The 24,810-nt window shown below is 71.4% G+C and carries 20 protein-coding genes and 1 riboswitch; of the genes, 12 read left to right on the forward strand and 8 right to left on the reverse strand.

Annotated elements, in window-relative coordinates:
• Positions 1-29: 29 nt before the first annotated feature.
• The 3 genes from O7553_RS00490 to O7553_RS00500 all read left to right on the forward strand — a co-directional run bounded on the left by O7553_RS00490 (position 30) and on the right by O7553_RS00500 (position 4,597).
• Positions 30-2,897: an alpha/beta fold hydrolase gene (locus tag O7553_RS00490; protein WP_281552952.1), complete on the forward strand. Its 2,868-nt coding sequence runs from the start codon at positions 30-32 to the stop codon at positions 2,895-2,897.
• On the forward strand, positions 2,897-3,799 hold the full coding sequence (locus O7553_RS00495) for an ABC transporter permease subunit (protein WP_281552953.1): 903 nt from the start codon (positions 2,897-2,899) through the stop codon (positions 3,797-3,799). Before O7553_RS00490 ends, O7553_RS00495 begins: the two co-directional genes overlap by 1 nt.
• 75 nt (positions 3,800-3,874) lie before the next feature.
• The gene (locus O7553_RS00500; protein ID WP_281552954.1) at positions 3,875-4,597 is read left to right on the forward strand and encodes a hypothetical protein; all 723 of its coding nucleotides are present in this window, start codon (positions 3,875-3,877) and stop codon (positions 4,595-4,597) included.
• Positions 4,598-4,601: 4 nt separating this feature from the next.
• Here the strand turns inward: O7553_RS00500 and O7553_RS00505 are convergent, their stop codons facing one another.
• The 3 genes from O7553_RS00505 to O7553_RS00515 form a co-directional block, all read right to left on the reverse strand.
• Entirely contained in the window at positions 4,602-6,422 is a 1,821-nt protein-coding gene (locus tag O7553_RS00505; protein ID WP_281552955.1) for a dynamin family protein, read from the reverse strand.
• Between the two features lie 175 nt (positions 6,423-6,597).
• Positions 6,598-8,229, reverse strand: coding sequence for a hypothetical protein (locus O7553_RS00510; protein WP_281552956.1), 1,632 nt, complete (start codon positions 8,227-8,229; stop codon positions 6,598-6,600).
• A gap of 164 nt (positions 8,230-8,393) precedes the next feature.
• A complete protein-coding gene (locus O7553_RS00515) occupies positions 8,394-10,769 on the reverse strand; it encodes a helix-turn-helix transcriptional regulator (RefSeq protein ID WP_281552957.1) in 2,376 nt (791 codons plus the stop codon).
• Between the two features lie 396 nt (positions 10,770-11,165).
• Here O7553_RS00515 and O7553_RS00520 point away from each other — a divergent pair, with 396 nt between their 5' ends.
• Together O7553_RS00520 and O7553_RS00525 are read left to right on the forward strand one after the other, a co-directional pair.
• Entirely contained in the window at positions 11,166-12,635 is a 1,470-nt protein-coding gene (locus O7553_RS00520) for a dynamin family protein (RefSeq protein ID WP_281552958.1), read from the forward strand.
• 166 nt (positions 12,636-12,801) lie between these two features.
• The gene (locus O7553_RS00525) at positions 12,802-14,799 is read left to right on the forward strand and encodes an Hsp70 family protein (RefSeq protein WP_281552959.1); all 1,998 of its coding nucleotides are present in this window, start codon (positions 12,802-12,804) and stop codon (positions 14,797-14,799) included.
• Between the two features lie 122 nt (positions 14,800-14,921).
• Here the strand turns inward: O7553_RS00525 and O7553_RS00530 are convergent, their stop codons facing one another.
• From O7553_RS00530 to O7553_RS00540, 3 genes are read right to left on the reverse strand one after another with little or no spacing between them, the layout of a single operon-like run.
• Positions 14,922-15,395 (reverse strand): DUF817 family protein, encoded by a 474-nt coding sequence (locus O7553_RS00530; protein WP_281552960.1) that lies wholly within the window; start codon positions 15,393-15,395, stop codon positions 14,922-14,924.
• Between the two features lie 34 nt (positions 15,396-15,429).
• Positions 15,430-15,666 (reverse strand): DUF817 family protein, encoded by a 237-nt coding sequence (locus O7553_RS00535; protein WP_281552961.1) that lies wholly within the window; start codon positions 15,664-15,666, stop codon positions 15,430-15,432.
• A gap of 46 nt (positions 15,667-15,712) precedes the next feature.
• The gene (locus O7553_RS00540; RefSeq protein ID WP_281552962.1) at positions 15,713-15,853 is read right to left on the reverse strand and encodes a hypothetical protein; all 141 of its coding nucleotides are present in this window, start codon (positions 15,851-15,853) and stop codon (positions 15,713-15,715) included.
• Between the two features lie 368 nt (positions 15,854-16,221).
• Between O7553_RS00540 and O7553_RS00545 the strand changes: the two genes are divergently transcribed.
• The 6 genes from O7553_RS00545 (at position 16,222) to paaN (ending at position 22,498) form a co-directional block, all read left to right on the forward strand.
• A complete protein-coding gene (locus O7553_RS00545) occupies positions 16,222-16,482 on the forward strand; it encodes a hypothetical protein (RefSeq protein ID WP_281552963.1) in 261 nt (86 codons plus the stop codon).
• 93 nt (positions 16,483-16,575) lie between these two features.
• Positions 16,576-17,394, forward strand: a complete 819-nt coding sequence (locus tag O7553_RS00550) for an inositol monophosphatase family protein (protein ID WP_281552964.1) — start codon at positions 16,576-16,578, stop codon at positions 17,392-17,394.
• A 117-nt stretch (positions 17,395-17,511) separates the two neighbouring features.
• Positions 17,512-17,883, forward strand: a complete 372-nt coding sequence (locus tag O7553_RS00555) for an STAS/SEC14 domain-containing protein (RefSeq protein WP_281552965.1) — start codon at positions 17,512-17,514, stop codon at positions 17,881-17,883.
• Positions 17,884-18,011: 128 nt separating this feature from the next.
• Positions 18,012-18,153: riboswitch (SAM riboswitch) on the forward strand.
• A 10-nt stretch (positions 18,154-18,163) separates the two neighbouring features.
• Positions 18,164-19,468 carry a threonine synthase gene (gene thrC, locus O7553_RS00560; RefSeq protein ID WP_281552966.1) on the forward strand — a complete coding sequence of 435 codons (1,305 nt, stop codon included), beginning with the start codon at positions 18,164-18,166 and terminating at the stop codon, positions 19,466-19,468.
• 325 nt (positions 19,469-19,793) lie between these two features.
• Positions 19,794-20,807: a GNAT family N-acetyltransferase gene (locus O7553_RS00565; protein ID WP_281552967.1), complete on the forward strand. Its 1,014-nt coding sequence runs from the start codon at positions 19,794-19,796 to the stop codon at positions 20,805-20,807.
• Positions 20,808-20,821: 14 nt separating this feature from the next.
• Positions 20,822-22,498, forward strand: coding sequence for a phenylacetic acid degradation protein PaaN (gene paaN / locus O7553_RS00570; protein ID WP_281552968.1), 1,677 nt, complete (start codon positions 20,822-20,824; stop codon positions 22,496-22,498).
• Positions 22,499-22,573: 75 nt separating this feature from the next.
• Here the strand turns inward: paaN and O7553_RS00575 are convergent, their stop codons facing one another.
• Positions 22,574-23,113: a GNAT family N-acetyltransferase gene (locus O7553_RS00575; RefSeq protein ID WP_281552969.1), complete on the reverse strand. Its 540-nt coding sequence runs from the start codon at positions 23,111-23,113 to the stop codon at positions 22,574-22,576.
• 112 nt (positions 23,114-23,225) lie between these two features.
• Positions 23,226-24,149: a serine hydrolase gene (locus O7553_RS00580; RefSeq protein WP_281552970.1), complete on the reverse strand. Its 924-nt coding sequence runs from the start codon at positions 24,147-24,149 to the stop codon at positions 23,226-23,228.
• A 235-nt stretch (positions 24,150-24,384) separates the two neighbouring features.
• Here O7553_RS00580 and O7553_RS00585 point away from each other — a divergent pair, with 235 nt between their 5' ends.
• On the forward strand, positions 24,385-24,588 hold the full coding sequence (locus O7553_RS00585; RefSeq protein WP_067305333.1) for a cold-shock protein: 204 nt from the start codon (positions 24,385-24,387) through the stop codon (positions 24,586-24,588).
• Positions 24,589-24,810: the final 222 nt, after the last annotated feature.

Raw genomic sequence — 24,810 nt, forward strand, 5'->3', positions numbered from 1 at the left:
CGGCGGGCGGTGGCCGTACCGTGTGGCACATGCCGACTCCCTTGTCCACGCGGCTGCGTCGGGTCCTGCCCGGGTCGAACCAGCGGCGGCTGAGCGGCGGGCTGCTCGCGCTCGTCCTGGTCGCCGGCGTGGTCACCTGGGCGGTCTGGCCCGAGTCGGTGCCGTACGCGGTGACCGAGCAGCGGCTCACGGTCCGCTCCGGCCCGGACGGTGACCAGCCGGTCGATCTGGACACCACGTTCTATTTGCCGGAGACGGCCTCGGCGGCCGATCCGGTGCCTGCGGTGCTGCTCGCCCACGGCTTCGGCGGTTCCAAGCAGTCGGTGGCCGCCGACGCCGAGGAACTGGCCACCCTCGGGTACGCGGTGCTGGCGTACTCGGCGCGCGGGTTCGGGGCCAGCGGCGGACAGATTCACCTGAACAGCCCCGACCATGAGGTGCGCGACGCCGCCCGGCTGCTCGACTGGCTGGCGCAGCGCCCCGAGGTACGCACCGACGCCGACGGCGACCCGCAGGTCGGGGTGGTGGGCGGCTCGTACGGCGGCGCGTTGGCGCTGCTGCTGGCCGCTGCCGACGACCGGGTCGACGCGATCGTGCCGATGATCACCTGGAACGACCTGGCCGGTGCGTTCCTGCCGGAGTCGACCGGCGGTGACCCGGTCGACGGGGTGTTCAAGAAGGGCTGGGCCGGACTGTTCTTCGGCAGCGCCGGGGCTCCCGTCGGCGGGCCGGGGATGCCGGCCGACCCGGCTGGCCCGGGGGCACCGACCGGCGTCGGCGGGCCGGGGATGCCGGCGGATCTGGGTGGGCTTGATCCGCAGTGCGGGAGGTTCGCCGCTGACGTGTGCGCCGCGTACCTGCGGATCGCCACCACCGGCCGGGGGGACCCGGCGGCGGTGGCACTGCTGCAGCGGTCCAGCCCGGCCCGGGTGCTGGACCGGATCACCGCGCCGACGCTGCTGATCCAGGGCACGGCGGACACGCTGTTCCCGCTGGCCCAGGCCGACGCGAACGCCCGGGGCATCGCCGCGAACGGCACCCCGGTGCGGGTCGCCTGGTTCACGGGCGGTCATGACGGCGGCAGCGGTCCGCTGACCGACCAGGACCGGGTCAAGTTCCTCACCGCGCAGTGGCTGGACCACCACGTCGCCGGGGACGGCGAGGCTCCGGGCGGCAGCTTCACCTGGTCGCGGATCGCCGGCTTCGACGCGATGGACCGGGGACTGGTCGCCACCGGCTACCGGGTCACCGACTACCCCGGCACCGCCGGCACGGCAACGACGACGGTGACCGTCGGCGGTCCGCCGCAGCCGATCGTCAACCCGCCGGCCGGTAACCCGGCGGCGGTCTCCTCGCTGCCGATGGCCGGCGGGCTGGCCGGTGCGCTCGGTGGCGTCGCCGGCGGCTTGGTCAGTGAGCTGCCCGGCCAGCACGGACACTTCGACTCGGCGCCGTTGGCCGACCCGGCCGACGTGGTCGGCGCGCCGACGGTGACGGTCCGGGCCGCGTCGCCGACCGGCGAGGCGGTGCTGTTCGTCAAGCTGTACGACGTCGACCCGGACGGCGCGATGAGCCTGCCCGGTGGGCTGGTCGCGCCGGTCCGGCTGACCGGCCTGCCGGCGGACATCGCGCAGGCGCAACCGGTCGAGGTGACCCTGCCGGCGATCGTGCACCGGTTCGAGGCCGGCAACCGGCTGCGGATCGTGGTCGCCACCTCGGACCAGGGGTACGCCACCCCGGTCGAGCCGACCGTCTACACGGTCGCCCTCGGCGACGGCACCGCGGCCGGGGGCACCGACGGCGCGCCGGTCGTCCTGCCGCAGGTGGCCGGTGAGCCGATCGCGACCTCGGCAGCGCTGTGGCGCTGGGTGCTCGCCGGGCTGGTCGCCGCGATCGTCGTCGGACTGGTCGTGGTCCTCGCCGTGGTGCGGCTGCGGCAGCGGCGCACCGACCACACCGTCGACGCCGCGCACGCGCAGACCCCGCTGGTGGTGCGGGATCTGCGCAAGGAGTACGCCGGCGGGTTCGTCGCGGTCGAGCGGGTCGACTTCACCGTCGAACGCGGCCAGGTCGTCGGCCTGCTCGGGCCGAACGGTGCCGGCAAGACCACCACCCTGCGGGTGCTGATGGGGCTGACCCAGCCGACCCGTGGTGAGATCCTGGTCTTCGGCCACCGGCTGGTGCCCGGCGCGCCGGTGCTGTCCCGGATCGGGTCCCTCGTCGAGGGGCCCGGGTTCCTGCCGCACCTGTCCGGCATCGACAACCTGCGGGCGTACTGGCGGGCCACCGGACGCCCGGCGGCCGATGCGCACTTCGACGAGGCCCTGGCGATCGCCGGGCTGGGAGATTCGGTCCACCGCAGGATCCGCAACTACAGCCATGGGATGCGTCAGCGGCTGGCCATCGCCCAGGCCATGCTCGGGCTGCCGGAGCTGCTGGTGCTCGACGAACCGACCGACGGGCTGGACCCACCGCAGATCGCCGAGATGCGCCGGGTGCTCAGGCGGTACGCCACCGGCGGGCGGGCGGTGCTGGTCTCCAGCCATCTGCTGGCCGAGGTCGAGCAGACCTGTACCCACGCGGTGGTGGTCAACAAGGGCCGGATCGTGGCCGCCGGGCCGGTGGACGACATCGTCGGGGATTCGCCGAGCGTGCAGTTCGACGTCTCGGACGTGACCGCCGCCGAAGCGGTGCTGAAGCGGCTGGCCGGGGTGCGTACCGTCGCCGCCGACAACGGCGGGCTGATCGTCGACGTCGATGGCACGTCGCGCAGCGAGGTGGTCGCGGAGCTGGTCCGGGCCGGGGTGGCGGTGGACCGGGTGGTGCCCCGCCGCCGGCTGGAGGACGCCTTCCTGGCCCTGGTCGGCGAGAACTCACGGGGAAGCGGGGACCGCTGATGGCTACCGTCGAATCACCGGGCGTGCGACAGCCGGACCGGCCGGCGGACGTGTCCGGCGCCGCCGCCGGCTACCGGGCCCGCGCCACCTTGCCGTTCTGGGCCGAGGTACGCCGCCAGGCGGCCCGCCGTCGCACCCAGCTGACCCTGGGCTTCATGGTGCTGCTGCCGTTGATCGTGCTGATCGCCTTCGAGTTCGACGACGGTGACGACGACAACGGCGGCGGCGAGTTCGCCAGCCTGGTCGAGCTGGCCACCACCGGCGGGTTGAACTTCGCCCTGTTCACCATCTTCGTGTCGTCGACGTTCCTGCTGGTGGTGGCGGTGGCGTTGTTCTGTGGCGACACGGTGGCCAGCGAGGCGAGCTGGGGGAGCCTGCGCTATCTGCTGGCCGTGCCGGTGCCCCGGGGCCGGCTGCTGGCGGTGAAGCTGGTCGCCGCGTTGGCGTACTCCGGGTTGTCGATCCTGGTCCTTGCCGCGACCGCGCTGCTGGTCGGCACCCTGCGGTACGGCTGGTCGCCGCTGCGTTCGACGGTGGCTGCCGAGATCCCGGCCGGGGAGGGCACGCTGCGGCTGCTCGGCATCCTCGGCTACCTGGCGGTGGTGCTGCTGATCGTGGCGTCGCTGGCGTTCCTGCTGTCGGTGTCGACCGACGCGGCGCTCGGCGCGGTCGGCGGCGCGGTGCTGCTGTGGATCCTGTCCAGCATCCTGGACCAGATCACCGCGCTGGGCGTGCTGCGGGACTTCCTGCCGACCCATTTCAGCACCGCCTGGCTGGGGCTGCTGTCGACCCCGATGCAGACCGACGACGTGGTACGCGGCTGCGTGTCGGCGTTGGCGTACGCCACGGTCTTCCTGTCGTTGGCGTTCTGGCGGTTCACCCGCAAGGACGTCACGTCCTGACCGTGGCAGGGTTAGGGGGCGGGGCGGGGATGTCCCCCTTGCCGGTCCGGGTGGTGCTCTTCTTACAGTGGTTACATGGCACCGGCGCGATCCCTGCATGAGATCTTCGCTGGGCTGCCCGGCGACGCCGCAGCCCACAGCGACGTCGCTGCCGTGCTCGATGCCAACGGCTACGCGGACCTTTCCCCGGAGTTGCTGGCACAGGCAGTGGTCAGCTTCGCGGACACCGCCCCGGCTGAGGTGGCCGAACATCTGGCCCCGTTCGTCACGGCGCACAGCCAGGTCAGCGGCGACGGCACCGTACCGGACGATCTGGCCTCGCCGCTCGACCTGCTCGCCACGGCTCCCGCCCCGGCGTTCGACGCTCCGACGCCGGATGATCCGGCGTTCGACCGGCTGGATCTGGACGGTCCGGGGTTCGACGCCGTGCCGCCGGACGGTCCGGGGTTCGACGACCCCGCCGGTTTCGACACCCCCGGGTTCGACACCCCAGCCAGGTTCGACACCCCAGCCGGGTTCGACGACCCGGGTTTCGCGGCCGGCCCCGAGATCGACGCGGCGTTCGGTCGCGGCGACGGCCCGACCGTTGACGATCGTGAGTCGGCAACGGTCGACCCGTCCCCGGCCGGCCCGACCGGGGACGACGCCGAACCGGCCAGCCACGACAGCCAACCGGACGCGGCGGATCTCCTGGACGGTCCGCTACCGTCGGGTGACCCGTGGGCGATGCCGCCAATCTCCGAGGGCACCGCCGGGGTGGACGGTGCCGCGGAGATCGACGACCTCGGGGCCGGCTGACCGGTCAGGCGCCGACGATCGCGGTGGCGTGTTCGCGCAGCTGACGCAGCCGGTCCAGCTCAGCGTTCAGATCGCGGAGCCGGCTCTCCCGCTCGGCCTTGGTGCGCTGGGCCGCTTCCGACGCTGCGGACAGCGCCTTGGCGTTCGATCGGGACAGCTCCTCGGCCAGCGCGCTGTAGTGGTCGCGGAGCTGGCGCTGAATCCGGCGCAGGGTGTCCCGGGAGTCCTTGGTCATCACGAAACTGACCTCGTCGCAGTACCGCCGGACGGCGTTCTTCGCCTGGTTCTGCCGGTTGACGCGTTGCCGCTTCTTCTCCTCGCGCAGGCCCTTGCGGCCCATCACCAGCCCGATTCCGATACCGATCGGGCCGAGCGCGATCCCGGTCAACGAACCGAGCATGACGAACATGAGCGCGCCTCCGTAGGCGCTCTTGAGCGCCACCATCGCCTGCTTGCCCAGCTTCATCTTGGCCAGCTCGATCTTGTGGTCCACCTGTGCGGTGCCGACCAACGGGACCGGGTCGGGGATCGCGACGTGGTGTAGCACCTCGCCGGCGGCCTCCTGGAAGTGCAGGGCCACGTCGTCGCTGAGGCTCATCGCCCGGTCACGCAGCATCATGTAGTTGGCCAGCAGTTCGTTGGACACCCTGGCCTGCAACCAGCGTTCGGTCTCGTCCCAGGCGTCAGCGGGGTCGATCTCCTCGATCGCGGCGTCGGCCTCTTCGAGGATGCGCCGGAGCCGGCCGCGCAGGTCGTAGTCGACGTCGGCGTTGAGGTCGGAGATCCCGTCGCTCAGCGTCTGTTGCCACTTCGCCGCAGCCGCCTTGAGTGACTCGACCCGCTGCTTCACCGCGTTGAGCTCGGCCACCACCGTGGCGGCGGCCTCCGGGTCGGCGAGCGCGGCGTGCTCGGCCTTGAACTGGTTCTCCATCTGCTCGCAGATGCCGACGACCGACGCGGCGGCCTGTGTGGCGACCCGGGTCGCCGCTCCGCCGGCGACCCGCTGCGTCACGAACTTGACCAGATCCGGGAACCCGGACTCGGCGTTGAGTTCCTTGTCGTTGCCGGCGACTGCCCGCAGCCGCAGCGCGGACGACACCGGGATGATCGGCATTTCGACTTCGCGGCGCAGGTGGCCCTCGTCCAGGTCCCGGATCTTCCGCCAGTGTGGATAGAAGTCCGTCTTGGTGATCACGCACACCACCGTCGGGCACACCTCGTGGGCCTGCCGCAGAAAGTCCAGCTCGCTGCGGGTCAACTCCTGGGCGGCGTCGGTGACGAACAGCAGCGCGTCGGCCATTGAGGCGGCGGACAGGCTGGCTGCAGCGTGGACCGAGCCCAGACCGCCGACTCCCGGGGTGTCGACCATGACGAGGCCGTTCGACAGGATGTTGCGCGGCAGCCGGACCTCCACCCCGGCGATCCCGGGTGGGGTGGCGTCGCCGGTGGCCCGTTCCAGCACCACATCCTGCACCTGGTCGATGGGCAGCGGCTCCCGCCGCGCGGGGTCGTCGCTGAACAGCAGCTGCGCCGACGGCTGCGGTCCGTGCCGGATGTAGGTCGGCAGGACGGTGGCCACGTCGTCGTCGACCGGGCAGATCTTCGTCCCGACCAGCGCGTTGACCAGTGAGCTCTTGCCCTGTTTGAACTCGCCGACGACCACGACGTGCACCACCGGGTCGGACAGGGTGTGCCGGATGGTGGCCAGCCGACCACCGAGGTCGGGGCGGTCGTACGCCTCGCAGGCGCGTACCGCGAGATCGACGATCTGTGTCGCCCGTTGCAGCGTGCCGTCAGCGTCAGGGGGTGTCGTTTTCGCGGTCAACGTCGCTCCTCGATCGAGGTTGGTGTCGGCAGGCGGTGATCAGCAGGCGGTGGTCAGCGGGGAAACGTGCGAGCGCCAACATGGCGTGGCAGGCCCCGGCCGGACCTGCCACGCCATGTTGGCGCTCACCGGGCCGGACGCCGTGCGACGTCCGGTCCGCTCTGTGGTTGTCCGGTCACGCCCCGAGGGTCGGGTCCGCAGTGGTGTCCGCCTCGGCGGTGCTGTTGTTGTTGAACGAGTCGTCGGTGGTGAACGAGTCCTCCGTGTTGAAGGAGTCCTCCTGGTTGAACGAGTCGTCGGTGTTCACCGAGTTGTCGGTCGACTGGTCGTTGAACGAGTCGTTGGTGGACTGGTCGTTGAACGAGTCCTGGGTGCTGGCCGAGTCGCCCCCGGAGGCCAGCGACGAGTCCTCGATCCTCGAGTCGGTGGTGTTCTGCTGGCTGCCGCCCCCGAAGTTGATGTTGATCGGCCCCAGCGCGCCGCCGTCGCCGCCGCTGGCGTTGCCGCCGGTGCCGGCGCCACCGGCACCGCTGCCACCGGTCGCGGTGCCGCCGGCCCCGCCGGCCCCGCCGTCGCCGCCCTCGCCGTCACCCTCGCCCTTGCCTTCGCCCTTGCCGCGCAGCCCGACACCGACGCCGGCACCGACGCCGGCACCCGTCCCGCCGTCGCCGCCGTTGCCCCCGTCGGCGTCGGCGTCGCCACCGACGCCGCCGGCCCCACCGGTGCCGCTGGCGTCGCCGCCGGCCGCCCCGCTGGTGTCGATGTCGAACTGGGCAGCCTGGTTGTTGTCGCCGACCACGGCCTTGTCGACGTCGTCAGCGACGATCCCGGTGTTGTCGCCCAGCACCGTCCGGTCGACGTCTCCATCGGCGATCACGCCGGAGTTGGTGCCGGTGTTGACCACGCCGTCGATGTCGTCGCCTGCGGTGACGGCGTTGTCGCCGGTGTTGCCGACCACATCGCCGGACTCGGAGTTGCCGAGGAACGCGCCGTCACCGGTCGCACCGAGCACGTCGCCGCCGCCGGTGCCGACCACCGCGCCATCGTCGGCGATCACCTTGTCGCCGTCGACGAACTCCAGCGACGAGTTGTCGCCGGTGACGCCGAACGCGTCGTCGCCGGCCGCCACCGACCCGCCGGTCGCGGCGACCTGGTCGCCGTCGCCCTGCTGCGCCACCGCCCCGTCGCCGGTGGCCGCGTTGACGTCCCCGTCACCGGTGTTGGCGACGTTGCCGTCCCCGGTCTGGTTGAGGTTCTCGGAGTCGACGTCGATGTCGCCCAGCACCGGACCGTCCACGTCGACGTCCACCGAGTTGTCAATCTCGGTGGAGTTGTCGGTGAAGGTCTGCGAGTTGTCGATGAAGTTCTGGTTGGTGAAGTTCTGCGTCACCTGGGTCACCTGCTGCACGACCTCCGGGGTCGGTACGTTGGCGGCGGCGCCGGCACCGAAGCCCCCTCCGGCGCCGCCGCCCCCTCCAGCGAAGCCGCCGCCCCCTCCGGCGCCTCCACCGGCCCCCCCGCCAGCGAAGCCCCCGCCGCTGCCGCCGCCACCGGGCCCGCCGCCGGCGAAGCCGCCGCCCCCTCCGGCGCCCCCACCGGACGGGCTTGCGCTGCTGCCGAACGCCGCGTCGTTGACGATCTGGTCGACGTCGAGCTCGTTGAGCGTCTCCGCCTCGATCCCGTTGGCGGCGAACGCGCCCTCCGGGTCGGCCAGGAACTTGGCGGTCTCCTCTTCGCTGCTGAACACCTTGTCGAACAGCGCCTTGACCTTTTCGACGATCAACGGGGTGACTTCTACCGCGGCCATGATGTCTCCTGCATTCGTGGTTCGTAGGGGTTTTGGTCCGTCCCGATCGGCCGGACATGTACAAGACTGCGGGTCAACGCCCGCCCCTCGCATCGGGGCTTCCCCCCTGCCAGGTTCGGGGGTCTAGGGGGGTGCCACCAAGCTCAGGTCAGCTAACCGACAAGTCAGGACTCCTCGGGGAGCAGACTTCGCAGCGTAGCGACCATCTCGGCCCGGGTGGTAACCCCCAACTTGCCGCGGATCCGGGCCACATGGTGCTCGACCGTCTTGGGGGACAGGAAGAGTTGCGTCCCGATCTCACGGTGGGTCCGGCCGGCCAGCACGAGCCGGGCCACCTCGACCTCCCGGTCCGACAGGCCACCGTGCGAGGCCCCCGGCCGCGACTCGTCCGGCACCGGGTCCATCCGGGTCAGTTCCCGGGCCCGTTCCAGGAGCCGGCGGGCGGCCGACGCGTCGGTGGTACGGACCGCTGCCTGACCGATCAGTCTGGACGACTCCCAGGGCAGTTCGGCGGCGGCCAGTTCGGCGGCGTCCGTCAACACCGCGTCCGGGTCGACCTCGCCGGCGAGTACGGCGGCCCACCGGCCGGCGGCCCGGCACTGCGCCTGTTGCCGGAATCCGCCCGGGTCGAGCGAACCCAGCTCGTCGGCTGCTGCCGCAGCCGCCGCCGGCTCCTCACCCACGACCGCGATCTGCAACCGGATCCAGCTCAGCGACACCGTCCACGCCGTCGGTCGACCCAGCTGGTCGACGATGCCGGCCAGGTCGGCCAGGACCGGTGCGATCCGCTGGTGGTGGCGCAGCCGGGCAGCGGCGACCAGCAGTTCCTCGACCACTTCCAGCTGGGACAGGTCCACGGCCCGCCGGGCCAGCACCGGCTCGGCGACGGACCAGGCCGCCCGCAGTTGGGCGATGTCCCCGCTGCGGCGGGCGATCCCGGCGGTGAGGCCGGCGTAGGTCAGCCGTTCTCGGCCGGGCAGCATGGCACCGGACAGCCGGCGTAGTTCGGCGACGGCCGAGTCGTATCTGCCGGTGCGCATTCGGACCCAGGCCAGCAACGTCCGGTGCCGGTCCAGCGCGACGGGACCGCCGGCCCCGCTGGTCGACGCCCGCTCCAGCAGATGCTCGGCGGTCGCGGAGTCACCGGCTGCCACCGCGACCAGCGCTCCGACCGCGTGTGGCAGGTCCGGTACGGCAACCGGGGGCGGTGCCTTTTCGAAACTCTCGGCGGCCTCGATCAGCAACGGCAGCGCCGCCGCCGGATCCGTCATCGCCAGCGCGGCGTCGGCGAGTCGCCGCACCGGCAGCGGAGCCGATCCGGTCGCCGCCGTCCGCGCGGCGGCCAGCTGACCGGTGACCACCAGGGCCGGTACCGCGAGGACCGGGCCAGGGGCGTCGGCGCCCAGCAACGCCTCCGCCGCTCGAGCGGCGCGGCCGTCGTACGCCGCCGCCGCCCCGGCGACCAGCGCGATCCGGCCGGTGTCGGCCGGTGCCGCAGCTGGCCCGTCCAGGTCGACCGGCACCCCCAGCAGGGTGGCCGCCTCGGCCCGCCCGGCGGCCACGGTGGATGGCTCGGCGCCGGCGTCCAGCGCGTCGTCGTACCAGGTCAGCGCGCTGCCCGGGTCGGTAAACCGCAACCGGTCGCCGGCCTGCCGGTAGACGTCGGCGGCGGTCGGGGTCCGGGCCCGCGCGGCGCGTAGCTGTCCGGCGGCGCGGACTGGGTCGGCACCGGTGGCCAGCAGCGCCGTGGCCACGGTCTCGTGCAGCCGACGGCGCTCCGACGGGGGCAGGTCGAACAGCAACGCCCGGGCGACCGCCGGGATCATCCGTTCTCCGTCGGGGGTGAGCAGTCCCTCGTCGCGCAGCGACCGCATCGTGGCGGCCGCCTCGGCCGGGTCCAGGCCGGTCGCGGCGCAGACCACGTCGTCGGCCAGGTCCAGACCGAGAGCCAGGACTGCGGCCAGTCCGGCGACACCGCGTCCGGCGACACCGCGTCGGGCGGCGTCATGTCCGGTGGCGTCACGTCCGGCGGCGGCGAATCGACGTTGTAGCCGGGCTACCAGGGCGGGCGGCGTACCGGCCGGGTCGGCGGCGACCGTGACGGCGACAGCGGCCAGCCCGGCGGAGGCAACCTGGAGCGCGTGCAGCTGTTCCGCTGTGGCCGGTCGGCCGAGAACCTCCTCTGCCAGCTCGGCCAGGGCGGCCGGTGCGAGTGGGCCGAGCTGCTCGACCGGGCCCTGCCCGGAGACTGCCTCGTCCAGGTCGGCGAGTTCCGGGCCGATGATCGTGGGACGGCGGGCGATCGCCATCGACACCCCGCCGTAAGCAGCCACGGTCAGTGACCGTAAGATCGCTGGCTCCAGGTGGTGTGCGTCGTCGACCAGGACCAGGGCGCCGTCAGCTCGGGCCTGATCGAGAAGAACCTGCAGGTCGTCGGTTGTCGCGGGCGACACGCGTACGGCCGGTCGGCCGGCGGCTGCGGCGATCTCGCCTAGCCGCCGCGATCGCCCGGAACCGTCCACACCCACCACGACAGTCACCGGTGCAGCCCCTCCTTGCCCGTGTCAGTGAGGCAGTGTACGGACGGCTCCGCAGGCCGACGCATGGCCTGACCCCGTACGCGTGTACCGTGTACTCTCGGCCCGACCTGGGCGCTGAGTGTGCCGTACCCCGAACGTGCGTTCCGCCGGCCGCCGAACGTGCGCGTGGTCAGCTGTGCTGTGTCTCCCGGCTGGGCTGTTCAGCCGGTCAGCAACTCGTTGATCGACAGGGTCGCCCGGGTGAATCTGCGGGTCGGTCCGGTACCGGTGACCGACTCCGACGAGTGAGACAACAGGACACATCCCCGGCGGACTAGAAAGTAGCGGTGTGAGAAATGTGCAGTCCGAGTTGGTCTGTAGTCATATCCCCAGGCCACGGTCACCGGCGGTGACCGGATGAGTCTGATCGACCGGACCCGCAGCGTGCTCGGCCACGCCGTCGAGGTCTACCGGGGCACCGCATACGAGCGGCGGCTCAGCGCCGTCCGCGACCGGCTCGACGAGCCGCTGCGAGTGGCCATCGCCGGTCGGGTCAAAGCGGGCAAGTCCACCTTGCTCAACGCGCTGGTCGGTGACCGGCTGGCCCCGACCGACGCCGGGGAGTGCACCCGGATAGTCACCTGGTACCAGGACGGACATACCTACCGGGTGCTGGCGACGCCCACCCAGGGCGAGCCACGACAGCTCCGGTTCACCCGCGAGGACGGCGCGATCGATGTCGACCTGGGCGACCTGTCCGTCGACGACGTCGCGCAGCTGGACATCACCTGGCCTTCGCAGGCCCTGCGTAACGTGACGCTCATCGATACCCCCGGTATCGGTTCGCTCTCCGAGCAGACTTCCCGGCGTGCCTGGGACCTGCTCGTCCCGGACGAGGAGGAGACCCCGGCAGACGCCGTCGTCTACCTGATGCGCCACCTGCACTCCAACGACGTCGACTTCCTGCGGGCCTTCCACGACGTGGAGGTGTCCCGGCCCAACCCGGTCAACGCCATCGGCATCCTGTCCCGGGCCGACGAGATCGGCGTCGGCCGCCTCGACGCGATGGCGTCCGCCCGGCGGATCGCCGAACGGCTGAGCACCGACGCGAACGTGCGACGGCTGGTGCAGTCGGTCGTCCCGGTTGCCGGTCTGCTCGCCGAGACCGCCGCGACGTTGACCGAAGTGGAGGTCGCGCAACTACGCCGGGTCGCCGAACTGCCGGTGGCCCAGGCCGAACAGCTGCTGCTCTCCGCCGACCGGTTCGTGCAGAACATGCCCGAACTCGGGCTGACCACGATCGAACGGGAAGCACTGCTGGCCCGGCTCGGCATGTTCGGCCTGCGGCTGTCCGTCGCGATGCTGCGACACAACGGCGCGGCGACCGCCACCGAACTTTCCCAGGAGTTGACCGAGCGCAGCGGGCTCACCCAGCTGCGCGAGGTCCTCGGCTCACTGTTCTTCGAGCGTCGGGACGTGCTCAAGTCCCGGTCGGCGCTGCTGGCGCTCGCCGACGTCACCCGGCTCTGTGACCGACCCGGCAGTGAGCAGGTAGCCGGCGCGGTCGAGGAGATCATCGCCTCGGCGCACCCGTTCAACGAGCTGCGCGTGCTGTCCAGCCTGCGGGCCGGCTGGATCACCGGCAAGCCCGCGGTCGTCGCCGAGCTCGAGCAGGTGATCGGCGGCTCCGGCGCGGCGGCGCAGCAACGGCTGCGGCTGCCGGCCGACGCGACCACCGCCGAGGTGACCGAGGGCGCGGTCGAAGCGCTGGGCCGTTGGCAGCGGCGCGCCGAAAGCCCGATGACCCCGTACGAACTGGCGGTGGCCGCCCGGGTGGCGGTCCGGTCCTGCGAGGGCATCATCGCCGACCAGCGGCGATCCCGGTGACCGGGTGCCTGGCCGGGGTCAGCCGGCCCAGCGGTGCCGCCGGACGTTCGCCACGTACCACTACCGTTTTCAACAGTGATCCGACCTTGTGGTGTGCGGCACACCACCGGTCGGCTACCCAGACCCGGCCATACCTGTCTCCACAAACTTCATCGGAGCAACCCTGATGTACGCACTCGGCATTGACCTCGGCACAACGTTCACGGCGGCAGCGATCTGGCGGGAAGGCCGGGTGGAGACCGTCTCACTCGGCGGCCGGAGCTCCGCGATCCCATCCGTGGTGCTGCTGCGGCAGGACGAAACGTTCCTCACCGGCGAGGCGGCGCACCGTCGTGGGCTCTCCGAGCCGCAGCGGGTGGCCCGCGAGTTCAAGCGGCGGCTCGGCGACACCACCCCGATCCTGCTCGGCGGCGTACCGCAGTCGGCCGAAGCGTTGATGTCCCGGTTGCTACGGTCGGTGGTGGAGGAGGTGGCCCGCCGAGAGGGTAGCTTCCCTGCGGCGATCTGCGTCTCGCACCCGGCCAACTGGGGGCCGTACAAGCTCGACCTGTTGCGCCAAGCGGTGCGGATGGCCAACCTCGATGTGCCGGTGACCTACACCACCGAGCCCGCCGCCGCAGCGATCAACTATGCCGAGCAGCAGCGGATCGAGCCGGGCTCCATCGTCGCCGTCTACGACCTGGGTGGTGGCACCTTCGACGCGGCGATGCTGCGCAAGACCCCCACCGGCTTCGAGATCATGGGCCAGCCGGAGGGCATCGAACGCCTCGGCGGCATCGACTTCGACGCAGCGGTGTTCAACCATGTCCGGGCAACGCTCGGCGGGAAACTCGAAGAGCTCGACGAGGAGGATCCGGCGGCGATCGCCGCCGTCGCCCGGCTGCGCGACGAGTGCATCCAGGCCAAGGAGGCGCTGTCGTCGGACACCGACACCTCGATCCCGGTGCTGCTGCCCAACATCTCCACCGAGATCCGGCTCACCCGAGCCGAGCTCGAGGCGATGGTCCGCCCGGTACTGCACGGCTCGATCGAGGCGCTGCACCGGGCCGTACGGTCCGCCGGCTGCTCGCCGGAACAGGTGCACTCGGTGCTGCTGGTCGGTGGCTCGTCGCGGATGCCGATCGTCTCCCAGCTGGTCGGCTCCGAGCTGGGCCGGCCGGTGGCGGTCGACGCGCACCCCAAGTACTCGGTCTCGCTCGGCGCCGCCTGGCTGGCCGCCGCGGAGCTGACCGGCCAGACGATGCCGGCCGGGCCCGCCCCGACCCCGACCCCGGCTCCGCCGGCTGCGGCGGCCGCGGCGACCGGCACCTACCGGGTGCCGCCGACCGCGCCGGTCCCGCCGACCGCGCCGACCGCGCCGGTCTCCGCGGCGGGCTACCGCACGTCGTCGCCGCCGGCTGGCGTCACTGGCGTCGCCTCCGTCGGACGCGGCAGCCCGGACGCCGGCAGCGGCTATCCGTCCCGTACCGAGACCTTCGCTTCGGCGAACTCCATCGGCACTGAAGACTCCCCGGGGCGGCGCGGTGGGGAGAAACCGTCGGCGAAGCGTGGCCGGGGGCCGCTGATCGTGGCCGCCGCCGTGTTGGTGGTGCTGTTCACCGGCGGCGGGGTCACCTACGCGCTGACCAGCGGACAGGGCGACGACGGCCAGCCGGTGGCCAACGGCGTGGACGATCCTGGTCAGGACACCGGAGCGGAACAGCCGCAGGACCAGCAGCCGGAGCAGACCGGTGAGCCGGAGCCGGAAACGCCGCAGATCCCGGCCGACGAGCAGTGCACCGACGAGATCAAGAGCAACTGGACCTGGGTCTGTCTCACCTCGGCGCGGGTCGCCGGCGGCAAACTGACCGTGGAGTACGAGGCCGAGTTCGGCGGGAACCAGCCGTCCACCAACGGCGGATGGCACCTGCACATCTACGGCAGCGACGGCACCACCCCGCCGGACCACGTGATGGGCAGCCACGTCCCCGACGGCCAGCGGGGATCCTGGTACGTCGAGGACCAGAACCCGTCGGTGGTCTGGACGAACGACCGGGCGTTCATCAACGCGATCGGCGAACAGCCGAAGGTGTGTGCCCGGATCGCGAACTCGGCCCACGAACTGGCGCAGCACGACAACGGCAGCTACACCACCGGCAACTGCGTCAAGATTCGCTGGGAGTGACCCGGTAGTCGACCCGGACCGCGCGGGTGTTCCTGTGTGGAGATGCTGTCGGGCACGGGAACACTCGCCGGGTGGCTGTTGGATGCCGGCGGGTCTGCCGGTGACCTGCGACCGGGTGCCGGTCAGTCCGACCGGGTCGTGACGCTTGGCCGAGGGCGGTCGCCGTACAGCCGCCCCTCGGTCGCCTTCACCGACGCGACCAGGACGAACGACAGCGTCACCAGCAGCGCCCAGGAGCCGAACTTGCCAGCGTGCACGAACGTCCAGACGTGCTGCTGGTCCGGGTAGGTCCAGGCGCCGAGGAACGTGGCGATGTTCTCGGCGACCCACAGGAAGAAGCCGATCAGCACGAACGCCAGAGCCAGTGGCATCCGTAGCCGGGCGTCGCCGACGGTGTAGTGCACCCAGGTCCGGCGGAGCGCGATCAGCAGCAGCACCGCGATCACCCAGCGGGCGTCGGGCAGGACGTGGTGGGTGAAGAAGTTGACGTAGACCGCGACGGCGAGCCCGGTCACCGCCATCGCCGGGTAGCGGGTCACCCGTAGGTCGAAGCGGCGCCACGCCTGACAGATATAGGAGCCGACCGCCCCGTACATGAAACGGAGTAGAGCGGCACCCCGGCGACCTGGGTCAGCGCATCCTCCGGGTACGACCCAGCCGATGCGCCACAACCCCGATCGTCAGCGCGACCATACAGATCAGCAGCGCGTCGTAGCGGGGGACCGGCAGCGGGACCACCGATGTCAGCGCCAGACAGGTGAAGACCGCGACCGCGAAGCCGCACGACTTCGCCTCGGTCCAGCCGAACCGCAGCAACAGGACGGCGCGTCGGCGCAGGTCCGCGCGGGCCCAGACGGCCGCCGTCATGGCGGTCGCCCCGGAGCCGGGCCGGCTGGGCCGGCTCCGGTGCTCGTCAGCGGCGGCCGACCCGGGACAGTCCCGGGCCGGTGTCGTGGTCGTCGATCTCGACCGAGCCCAGCTGCATGAACCGCCGCAGCGCGTGTTCGACAGTCGCCCCGGTGTACCCGCTGGCGACGTCGCGCCTGCGCAGCACCGGCCCGACTGGACGGACCGGCCCGACCGGGCGTCGGTGATCCGACTCGATCAGCGCGGATACCTGACTGTGACCCTGTCCCACAGCGACTCCATACCTTCGAGTGTGACCTTTGAGCGTGGTCTGCCCCACACGGCCGGGCCTACCCTACCGTTGCCGTCGGTGATCATCGAATGGTGTACCGACGGGTCGGATGGGTGGCCGGGACCAGCGCCCACCGGCTGTTACTACGCCTTCACCGTTGCTACATCTTGACTTGCTGCGACCACCCTCCGTGATTGTGTCGTCTGGTCGGTGGACTTCGACAGTGGCTCAGCTCCGGTAGCGTCGTACCGGTCCGGTGGTCGTCCGATGGGGAGGGTTCAGGCGTGAGCTCGGTTGAAGAGGTCAAGGCGGGAGTCGCCCGGTTCGGTGACGAGCTCGGCCAGCAGGTGGGGGCGATCCGGGCGAGTGCGGAGGCGCTGAGCACCAGCGGAGCCGCGCTGCGGGCGATCACCAGCGGGTCCAGCCACTCGCAGGTGGCCGAGACGATCGCCAAGGTCGAGCAGGCCAAGCAGAAGCTGGCCGAAGCGGCCGCCCTCGCGCAGAGCGCGATCGAGTCGAGCCGCAGGTACGCGTCGAGCTTCTGACCAGCGGTCGACCGGCTGTCCCGGTTGGTGGTGTGTCCCGGTTGGTGGTGTGTCTAGGGTTGCAGGGCTGGTGGCCTGTCTAGGGTTGGCGGCATGGCTGACGATCCGCTTGCCCTGGACGACCTGCTCACGATCGCGACACAGGCCACCGCACGCGGTGCCGAGCTGATCCGTACCCGTGAGCCCGGACACCTGGCCGGCAAGGGTGACCGGGACTACGCGTCCGAGGTGGATCTCGCTGTCGAACGGGAGCTGCGTGCCTTCCTGGCCGACGCCACCCCGCACGTCGGGTTCCTCGGCGAGGAGGAAGGCGTCTCCGGGGTCGGCGACGGGCCTCAGTGGGTGCTGGATCCGGTCGACGGCACGGTCAACTTCGCGCACGGCGTACCGCTGTGCGGGGTGTCGTTGGCCCTGGTCCGGGACCGGCGTCCGGTGGTCGGGGTGATCGAGTTGCCGTTACTGGGCGGCCGGTACACCGCGACTCTCGGCGGGGGCGCGTGGCGCGACGACCGGCCGATCCGGGTGCGGGGCACGACGCGGCTGCCCGACGCGTTGGTCAATCTCGGCGACTTCGCGGTGGGCGACGAAGCCGCGGAGCGCAACGCCGCCCGGTTCGCGCTCACCCAGCGGATGGCCCGGGGCGCGCTGCGGGTGCGGATGCTCGGCTCCGCCGCGATCGACCTGGTCTGGGTGGCCGACGGTCGTACCGATGTGTCGATCGCCCTGTCGAACAAGCCGTGGGACATGGCCGCCGGCACGTTGATCGCCCGAGAGGCGGGTGCCGCCGTCGTCGACATCGACGGTACGCCGCACAGCCTCGACTCGTTCGCGACGATCGCTGCGGCTCCGCAGCTGCTCGACGAGGTCCTCGCGCAGGTGCGGGCGGCGGCTGACGACGGCGGGCTCACCTGACGACGGCGGGCTCGTAGGTGTGCAAGGTCGCCTGCCGGGAACGGCAGTGGACGGCCGTGCCGGGTCGTCGACCCGGGCGGCATCCGGGACCCGGACGGCGGCAGGGAAGGAACGGGGATGATTACCAGGATCGGGCAGGAAGGGAACGTGCTCGGTTACGAAGTGGCCGGGAAGCTGACCGAGCAGGAGTACCAGGACCTGTACCGGGAGCTGCGGGCGGCGATCGCCGAGTACGGCTCGGTCTCGGTCCTCGGCCGGCTGCCGGACGACGGACTGCCGGGTATGGAGCTGTCGGCGATCGATGACCGGTTGCGGTTTGCCCGGGAGCATCTGACCGACATCGACCGGGCTGCGGTGGTCGGCGGCAACCGGGTGGCCGAGTGGGTGACCCGGGCCTCGGACGCGATGACGCCGATCGAGCTGCGGCACTTCCACGCCGGCGCGGAGCAGCAGGCCTGGGACTGGTTGCGTCGAGCCCGCCCGGTGTGACGGCCGGTCGCGCCCGGTCGCGCCCGGTCGACGTTCGGTGGCGGCCGGTGCGGGCTTGCTCACACCCTGGGATCGCCGGGTGCCCGGTCCGACCAGCGCCCGTACACTCGCTGGAAACACAACTTCATACCTCATCCAGAGGGGCAGAGGGACACGGCCCGATGAAGCCCCGGCAACCACCCCCACCCGTCGCGCCGGTCGCAATCGGCCAGCCGGGGCAGGTGCCAATTCCGTCCCCGTCGCACCGCGCGGCGCAGGGAAAGATGAGAGGACAGCCGCCATGACGTCGCTGATCGACGCGAGCACCACCAGCCCTGACTCCGCCCCGGTGAGCACCACCAGCCCGGCCCGTGTCCTGGTCTGTCGCGGCTGTGGTGCCGAATACCCGCTCGCCGCGCAGCACGCCTGTTACGAGTGTTTCGGGCCGCTGGAGGTCGGCTACGACCCAGCGGCTCTCGCCCGCGTCACCCGGGCCGACATCGAGGCGGGCCCGGCCAACATCTGGCGGTACGCCCCGCTGCTGCCCGCCGGTCAGGACCCGGCCACCCGGGTCAGCCTGGATCCCGGCTTCACCCCCCTCGTCCCGGCCGCCGCGCTCGCCGCCGAGCTCGGCATCCGGGCGCCGCTGTGGGTCAAGGACGACAGCGCCAACCCGACCCACTCGTTCAAGGACCGGGTCGTTTCGGTGGCGCTCACCGCTGCCCGTACGCTCGGTTTCTCCCGGTTTGCCTGCGCCTCCACTGGTAACCTGGCCAACTCGGTCGCTGCGCACGCCGCCCGCGCCGGCGTACCGTCGATCGTCTTCATCCCCGGCGACCTGGAGCCCGGCAAGATCGTCACAACTGCGGTGTACGGCGGTGAACTGGTCGCGATCGAGGGCTCCTACGACGACGTGAACCGGCTGTGCAGCGAACTGGTGGAGACCGACGAGTTCGAGGACACCGCGTTCGTCAACGTCAACGTGCGGCCGTACTACGCGGAGGGGTCCAAGACGCTCGGCTACGAGGTGGCCGAGCAGCTCGGCTGGCGGATCCCCGAGCAGGTGGTGATCCCGATGGCCAGCGGTGAACTGCTCACCAAGGTGGACAAGGCGTTCACCGAGCTGGTCGAGATCGGTCTGGTCGACGCGCCAGCGAACGGCTGGCGGGTGTTCGGCGCTCAGTCCGCCGGTTGCAACCCGATCGCGACCGCGCTGCACCGCGACACCGACCAGATCGTGCCGGTGAAGCCGACCGGGATCGCCAAGTCGCTCAACATCGGCGACCCGGCCGCCGGTCTGTACGCGTTGGAGGCGGTGCGGCGCACCGGTGGCTGGATGGACTACGCCGACGACGACGAGATCCGGGAGGGGATCCGGCTGCTGGCCCGGACCACCGGGGTGTTCGCCGAGACGGCCGGCGGGGTGACCACGGCGGTGCTGAAGAAGCTGGTCGACAGCGGACGGCTGGACCCGGCCGCCGAGACGGTCGTCTACAACACCGGCGAAGGCCTGAAAACCATCGACGCGGTCGCCGGGCAGGTCGGCCCTACTCATCGGGTGAAACCGTCGTTGCGTTCGGTTCGTGAGGCAGGGCTGCTCGGCTGACCTTCTGACCAGCGCACCCTCCACTGAATCGGCTGATCGGCCTACGCTGATCAGCCGATGTTCGTGTGCGGTCCGTAGTCAGAGTTTTGCCAGAGGTCGAGAAAATACGCCGGTGGGGTCTTGACGGCTGCACTTGCACGGCGCAGGATGCTCCGTGCGGGAGGACGACTCGCCGTAAGGGCCCCGACCGAGCTTGGCAACAATCTCAACCCCGGGTCCCAACGACCGACGGCGCCGGAGGCGCCGTGCGAGCGTCCTCCCGACCAACATCCCCCGACCGGTAATTCGGTCGCGCTGGTGGTCCCGCCCCGTCACGCTCGACGGCATGGACATCACCATCACCCCGCTGGATCCGGCCGACGAGGCCGCCTTCGAGCAGGCGTACCAGATCAAGCGGTCGGCCACCTCCGTCCCGGACATACCGCCGACGCCCCGGCAGTGGTTCGAGGCCCTGCTGCGGCATCAGCGGCACAGCGTACGGTTCGAGGCCGCGTTGGCCAGTGTGGACGGCGTACCGGTCGGGTTGGTCGCCATGGAGTTCCCGTTGCTCGACAACCTCGACAACGTCGGCGTGGACATCCAGGTGGCCCCCGGGCACCGGCGGCGCGGCATCGGTCGCGCACTGTACGCGTACGCCGTGCGGCGGGCCCGGGAGACCGGCCGCACCCGGATCATGGGGCACTCGGCGGACACCATGCCCGGCGGCGTCGCCCGCGACCCGGCGCCGACCGCCTTCGCCCTCGCCGTGGGGGTCAAATCGGCCCTGGTCGAGGCGCGCCGTCGGCTCGAAATCGACGCGGTCGACCAGCCGGCGCTCGACGTGATGCTCGCCGAGGACTGGCGCCGCGCCCCCGGCTACGAGTTGCTGACCTGGGTCGGACCCTGCCCTGAGGACTACCGCGCCGATCTCGCCTACCTGGACGGGCGGATGGTGACCGACTCGCCAATGGGTGACCTGGAGTGGGAGCCGGAAAAGGTCGACGCCGACCGGATCCACGAAGCGGATCTGGCCCGGGAGGCGGCCGGCACCCGCAGCTACCACACGGTGACCCGACATCTGGACAGCGGCCGGATCGTCGCCTGGAGCAACATCACCCGGCAGGCCGAACCGGACTGGCACGCCTATCAACAGATCACCATCGTCGACCCGGATCATCGCGGTCACCGGCTGGGCACCATCGTCAAGATCGAGAACCTGCGGTTCACGTTGCGCCACGAACCGGCGCTGCGGGTGATCGACACCTGGAACGCCGACAGCAACCAGCACATGATCGCGATCAACGAGGCGCTCGGCTTCCGGGCGGTCGACATCTGGCAGAACTGGCAGCAGACCATCTGAGGCATGATGACGGCATGACGGAGACCCCGCACCCGCTGTACGTCACGCACGCCGACACCCTGGCCCGCGCGCTGACCGCGATCGTCGAACGCGACTACTGGTCGGCCTACCCCGAGTCGCCGAGCCCTCGGATCTACGGCGAACACGCCGCCGCCGAGGGCGCGGCGGCTTTCCGCGCCTACCTGGGCAGGGATTTCCCCCTCGACCAGCCCACCGCCACCGGCGAACCGGTCGCCACCGACGACAGCCCGTTCGGCATCGACCTCGGCACCCGGTACCCCCGCGCCGACGCCGACCAGCTGATCACCGCCGCCCGAGCCGCGCTGCCCGCCTGGCGCGACGCCGGCCCGCGCAGCCGGGCCGGCGTCTGCCTGGAGATCCTCGCCCGGCTGCACGAGCACAGTTTCGAGCTGGCCAACGCGGTGCAGTTCACCACCGGTCAGGCGTTCGTGATGGCGTTCCAGGCCGGCGGGGCGCACGCGCTGGACCGCGCGCTGGAAGCCATCGCCTACGCGTACGCCGAGATGACCCGCCACCCACGGACCGCCGGTTGGGAGAAGCCGACCGGTCGGGGCGAGCCGCTGCGGATGGCCAAGACGTTCCATGTGGTGCCGCGCGGCGTCGCGCTGGTCATCGGCTGCCACACCTTCCCGACCTGGAATTCCTACCCGGGGCTGTTCGCCTCCCTGGTCACCGGGAACCCGGTGCTGGTCAAGCCGCACCCGGGCGCGGTGCTGCCGCTGGCGATCACCGTCCGCTACGCCCGCGAGGTGCTCAGCGAGGCCGGCTTCGACCCGAACCTGGTGCAGCTCGCGGCCGAGGCGCCGGGCGAGCGGCTGGCGACCGTCCTCGCCGGCCGCCCCGAGGTGCGGATCATCGACTTCACCGGCTCCACCGAGTACGGCGACTGGCTGGAGGCCAACGCCCGTCAGGCCACCGTCTACACCGAGAAGGCCGGTGTCAACACGATCATCGTCGACTCCACGGCGGACTTCGCCGGCATGTGCCGCAACATTGCCTTTTCCCTCTCGCTCTACAGCGGCCAGATGTGCACCACCCCGCAGAACATCCTGGTGCCGGCCGGCGGCATCGAGACCGATCAGGGGCACAAGAGCCCGGACGAGGTGGCCGACGGCATCGCCGCCGCGATCGGCAAACTGACCGGCGACCCGGCACGGGCGGTCGAGCTCATCGGCGCGATCGTCGACGACGCGGTCCTCGACCGGCTCGCCGCAGCGGCCAAGCTCGGCGAACCGGTGCTGGAGTCGCGGGAGATCAGCCACCCGGCTTACCCGGACGCGGTGGTGCGTACCCCGCTGGTCGTCAAGCTCGACGCGGACGCCGACGACGTCTACGGCCGGGAGTGGTTCGGGCCGGTCACTTTCGTCGTCGCCACCGCGTCCACCGCGCACAGCGTCGAGATATTCCGGCGTACGGTCACAGCCCGCGGTGCGCTCACCGCCGGTGTGTACTCGACCGACCAGCGGGTGCTCGCCGACGTGGAGACCGCCGCGCTGGACGTCGGTGTGCACCTGTCGGCGAACCTCACCGGCGGCGTGTTCGTCAACCAGTCGGCGGCCTTCTCCGACTTCCACGCCAGCGGTGCCAACGCCGCGGCGAACTCGGCGTTGACCGACGGCGCGTACGTCGCCGGCCGGTTCCGGATCGTCCAGTCCCGCCGGCACGTCTGACCCGGCGCAGCACGGGAGCCGGGTCGGCTCCCGTGCCGGCCCGGTGTCGGGTCGGCTCCCGTGCCGGCCCGCCGGTCACGCCGGCCGGCGCATCTGCAACTCGGTCAGGTCCGGCCGGGTCGGGTGCGGCAGGCGTACGCCGGTGTCGGCGAAGCCGAGCCGCTGGTACGCCCGTACCGCCCGGTCGTTGCCGACCACCACCTCCAGCAGCAGCTCCGGCCGCCCGGCCGCACGTGACCAGGCAGCGACCGCGTCTACCAGTTCGGCGAGCAGGCTCCGGCCGCGCCAGGCCGGGCTGATGTAGACGGCGAACAGGACGGACACCGACGGGTCGTCGCGCCAGACGTGTGCTCCCGCGTGCGCCACGAACGATGTCGGTCCGGTCTCGGCCACGAACTGGGCGATCAGGTCACCGACGGCGGACCGGGCTGCCCGCTCGGCGTACTCGTGCAGCGGGCGGGCCGCCGCGTCGGCGAGCCGTTCGATGAACGCCAGCGGCGAATCGGCGAGCATCTCCAGCCGCAGCGCGCGCATCCGGGCGGCGTCGTCGGCCCGGATCCGCCGGACTGCGGCTACCGGCGGTACGACGTGGTCGGTGTCGGTCCCAGTTCCCATGCCGGCATGCTTGCCCGGCGCGGCCCGGCGGACAACCGGAATCCCGCCTTCGGCCCGGCCCGTACCGGTCACGCCACCAGCCGCCACGGTCATGCCCTCGCCGGCAACGGGGTCACGCCACCAGCAGCAGGGCGGTGCCGAGTTGCCGGCAGTAGTCGATGCCGTGGTCGAGCCCGTGCCGCCCGGGGTAGCGGGCCAGCGCGCCGATCACCCAGGTCTCCCCGATCGCGAGGCAGCTGACGTGCCAGAGCCCGTCCTCGTCGCGCAGCAGCCAGCCATTCTTGATCGCGATGGTGGCCGCGTACTCGGCGGTGAGCGCGTCCCGCGGGCCGAAGTCGCCCGCACCGCGGACGGCGCGCATCTCGGACAGCAGCCACGGTGTCCACTGCGGCCCGGCCGCCCGCCCGTCGGCGAGGCAGCGCCCCAGCCTGGTCACATCGCGGGCGGAGACGATCGTGTTGCTCCACCGGTCGCGCTCCGGGGCCGAGTCGGTCAGTCCGCAGATCCGTACCATCCGCTCGATGGACTCCTGGCCACCGACCCGGTCGTAGGTGGCGTCCGCGCCGGGATTGTCGCTGTCCCGGATGATCGACGACAGCTGGGCGAGCTGAGGTGTCCGGAGCATGTGGCCCTGTTCGTCGGCGCGGCGCAGGTCGTCGGCGGCCAACCACACCTTGATCAACGACATGGTGTCGCTCTGTGCGGTGAAGTTCGGTGACCCGGTGATCAGCCCGGTACGCCGGTTCAGCGCCGCCCAGGAGAAGAATCCGTCGGTCGGTGTCGGCACCGGCCCGGCGCGCAGCAACACGCTGCGCTGATGGTCGTGGTCCTGGTCGGCGACGGTCCAGCCCGGCTCGCGCGGCGGTGGTTTGCCGGCGTCCCCGGGCAGGCCGCCGGTGAACGCCGACAGCACGATGAGTAGCCCGACGGCGGCGGCCACCGGGTGGCGTTGGCGGGCGCGGTCATGTCGGGGCGCGGTGCGGTCCGGCCGTCGGACGGCCCGGCTGCCAGGCGCGCGATGCCGTCCGGACTTCACGTTCTGCGGTGTACGGGACACACGTGGTCAACGAGATGTGGTGCCAGAGAGACTTGACTGGGGGTTAATGTCCCCTTTTGGGGTAGTGCGGTGCCGTCGGACCTCGTGTAGCGTGCGATTTCGGCTGCTGTATTCGGGCACCCGCACTGGAGTCCCGATCGGTGGCTTCGGTCGGCGAACGCGCCGACCAGAGGGCCGGCAGAGGCCCGGCACGACAGAAGTGAGGAAGTGCACCGTGGCGCAGGGCACCGTGAAGTGGTTCAACAGCGAGAAGGGCTACGGTTTCATCGCGGTCGACGGGGGGCAGGACGTCTTCGTCCACTTCTCCGCGATCGAGATGGACGGCTACAAGGCGCTCGACGACGGGCAGCGCGTCGAGTTCGAGATCGCTCAGGGGCAGAAGGGTCCTCAGGCGGAGAGGGTCCGGGTCATCGCCTAGTCGACACAGTCTGCGTACCCGCAAGGCGTCGGTTCTCCTGGTGGAGCCGGCGCCTTTCATCGTCTCGCCGCCCGGCGATCCTGCTCACCTGATCCTGACCGCGACCGCTGTCGGCGGCCGTGCGGCCCGAAGGGGTACGTCGGGCCGGCAAGTTGCTGTTCGCTTGCACTCGACAGGGGAGAGTGCTAAACAAGGATTGGCACTCGCCAACCGGGAGTGCCA

Source organism: Solwaraspora sp. WMMA2059, from assembly GCF_027497315.1.
In the GTDB taxonomy this organism is placed as follows: domain Bacteria; phylum Actinomycetota; class Actinomycetes; order Mycobacteriales; family Micromonosporaceae; genus Micromonospora_E.